The 2,999-nt window shown below is 74.7% G+C and carries 1 protein-coding gene; it reads left to right on the top strand.

Annotated features, from left to right (window positions below; translation table 11 throughout):
* A partial coding sequence (locus SACPADRAFT_RS25090; RefSeq protein ID WP_007027083.1) for a type I polyketide synthase occupies nucleotides 1-2,999 on the top strand: 2,999 nt, incomplete at both ends.

Raw genomic sequence — 2,999 nt, 5'->3', positions numbered from 1 at the left:
AGGCCGTGCGCGCCGCCGCCGAACGGGTCCGCCCGCCCGAGGCGAGCGGCAGGGAACTGCTCACCCTGGTCCGCGAGACGGCCGCCGCGGTCCTCGGCCACACCGGAGCCGGCGCCGTGCCGAAGGACAAGGCCTTCCGCGACCTCGGGTTCGACTCCCTCACCGCAGTGGAGCTCCGTAACCTGCTCGGCGCGGCCACCGGGCTGGGTCTCCCGGCCGGGCTCGTGTTCGACCATCCCACCCCGGCCCGGCTCGCCGCCGAACTCGGGCGCCTGCTCGGCCACGACGAGACGGAGCAGGCGGCGACGACCGTCCACGCCGCCGACGAGCCGATCGCGATCGTCGCCATGGCCTGTCGTTTCCCCGGCGGCGCCGACACCCCCGAACGCCTTTGGGACCTGCTGCGCGCGGGCGGCGACGCCATCGGCGCGTTCCCCACCGACCGAGGCTGGGACACCTCCGTGCTGCACGGCGAGAACGGCCTGTCCCACACCCGCGAGGGTGGCTTCCTGCACGACGTGCCCGAGTTCGACGCGGACCTGTTCGGGATCTCCCCGCGTGAGGCGCTGGCCATGGACCCGCAGCAGCGGCTGCTGCTGGAGACCTCGTGGGAGGCGTTCGAACGGGCCGGGCTCGACCCCCGGTCGTTGCGCGGCTCGTCGACCGGGGTGTTCGTCGGCACCAACGGCCAGGACTACGCGTCGTTACTGCTGGACGCCCCGCACGACGTCGGCGGGCACATCGGCACGGGCAACGCCGCCAGCGTCGTCTCCGGGCGCCTGTCGTATTCCTTCGGTCTCGAGGGGCCCGCGGTCACCGTGGACACGGCGTGCTCGTCGTCACTCGTCGCCCTGCACTGGGCGGTGCAGGCACTGCGCTCCGGCGAGTGTGATCTGGCGCTGACCGGGGGTGTCACCGTCATGTCCACGCCCGGTGCCTTCATCGAGTTCTCCCGCCAGGGCGGGCTCGCCGCCGACGGCCGGTGCAAGGCGTTCTCCGCCGAGGCCGACGGCACCGGCTGGGGCGAGGGGGTCGGCGTGCTCGCCGTCGAACGGCTCTCCGACGCTCAGCGCAACGGGCACCCCGTCCTGGCGGTCGTGCCCGGGTCCGCGGTGAACTCCGACGGCGCGTCCAACGGCTTGACCGCGCCGAACGGGCCGTCCCAGCAGCGAGTCATCCGTGCCGCCCTGACCTCCGCCGGGCTTGAACCATCCGATGTGGACGCCGTTGAGGCGCACGGGACCGGAACCGTCCTCGGTGACCCGATCGAGGCCGAGGCGCTGCGGGCCGCCTACGGCCGGGACCGGGAGCGGCCGCTGTGGCTGGGGTCGATCAAGTCCAACATCGGTCACACCCAGGCCGCCGCGGGTGTCGCCGGAGTCATCAAGATGGTGCTCGCCCTGCGCAACGGAGTGCTTCCGAGGACCCTGCACGCCGCCGAGGCCTCCCCGCACGTCGCCTGGGACAGCGGCCCGGTGCGACTGCTGACCGACGCCGTCGAGTGGGACGGCGGTGACCGGCCGCTGCGTGCCGGCGTCTCGTCCTTCGGGTTCAGCGGCACCAATGCGCACGTGGTCGTCGAACAGGCTCCGCCCGAGGACGAGCGCGCGGGTTCCGCATTCGACGGGCCGGTTCCGTGGGTGCTCTCCGGTGCGACCGCCGAGGCGTTGCGGGCGCAGGCCGAGCGGCTGCGGTCGGTCGACGCCGAGCCCGCCGCCGTCGGGGCGGCGTTGGCACTCGGCCGTGCCGACCTGGACCACCGGGCGGTGGTCGCCGGGTCGACCGTGGACGAGCTCCGCGCGGCTCTGGAGCGGGCCACCGGGGTCGTCGCCGGATCGGGCAGCACCGCGTTCCTGTTCTCCGGGCAGGGCGCGCAGCGCGCCGGGATGGGCCTGGGACTCGCCGCCGCGTTCCCGGCGTTCGCCGAGGCGTGGGACGAGGTGCTCGCCCACTTCCCCGACCCCGTGCGGGACGTGCTGACCAGCGGGGACGGTCGCATCGACCGCACCGAGTTCACCCAGCCCGGCCTGTTCGCCGTCGAGGTCGCCCTGGCGCGCCTGTTCGCCTCGTGGGGCGTGACGCCGGACGTCGTCGCCGGGCACTCGGTCGGCGAGATCGCCGCCGCCCACGTCGCCGGGGTGCTGTCCCTGGCCGACGCGTGCCGGATGGTCGTCGCCCGCGGCGCGCTCATGGGCGCGCTGCCCGAGGGCGGGGCCATGGCCGCGATCGCCGTCGGCGAGGACGAGCTCGACCTGCCCGACGGGATCGACCTCGCAGCGGTCAACGGACCGCGGTCGGTGGTGATCTCCGGCCCGGCCGAACCGGTGCTGGCCGCCGCCGACGGGTATGCCGCGCAGGGCCATCGGACCAAGCGGCTCACGGTCAGCCACGCGTTCCACTCCTCGCTCATGGACCCGGTGCTGGACGAGTTCCGCGCGGTCGTGGCCGATCTGACCTTCGCGAAGCCGGACATCGCGGCCGTGTCCGCGGTGACCGGTGGACCGGCCGAGGACGTGTGGACCGACCCGGGGCACTGGGTGCGCCAGGTTCGCGAGCCGGTCCGCTTCGGCGCGGCCGTGCTGGCCGTGGACGCCCGGCGGTTCCTGGAGATCGGGCCGGACAGCGTCCTGCTCCCGATGGCCGAGTCCGTCCGGGACGAGGCCGTGTTCATCGCCGCCCAGCGGGCGGGCTCCGACGAGGCGCACGCGATCGTCTCCGCGCTCGGAGCCCTCCACACCCACGGGGTGGAGGTCGACTGGTCGGTGTTCTTCGCCGGGGTCCGCCCCGCGACCCTGCCCACCTACGCCTTCCAGCGACGGCGCTACTGGCCGGAGCGGGCGGCGCCCGGTCTCGACCCGGTGCACTATGCCGACTCCTGGCAGCCGGTCCCGGTCGGTGCGGGCAGCGCGGCCGAGGTCGCCGTCCTGGACGGCGACTGGCCGGTCGCCACGGCCCTCGCCGAGCGGGGCGCCACGGTGGTCTCGACCGTCGCCGAGACG

Source organism: Saccharomonospora iraqiensis subsp. paurometabolica YIM 90007 (assembly GCF_000231035.2).
Lineage (GTDB): Bacteria > Actinomycetota > Actinomycetes > Mycobacteriales > Pseudonocardiaceae > Saccharomonospora > Saccharomonospora paurometabolica.
Note: the sequence above shows the minus strand (reverse complement) of the source record. Positions and strands in the feature narration are given on the sequence as shown.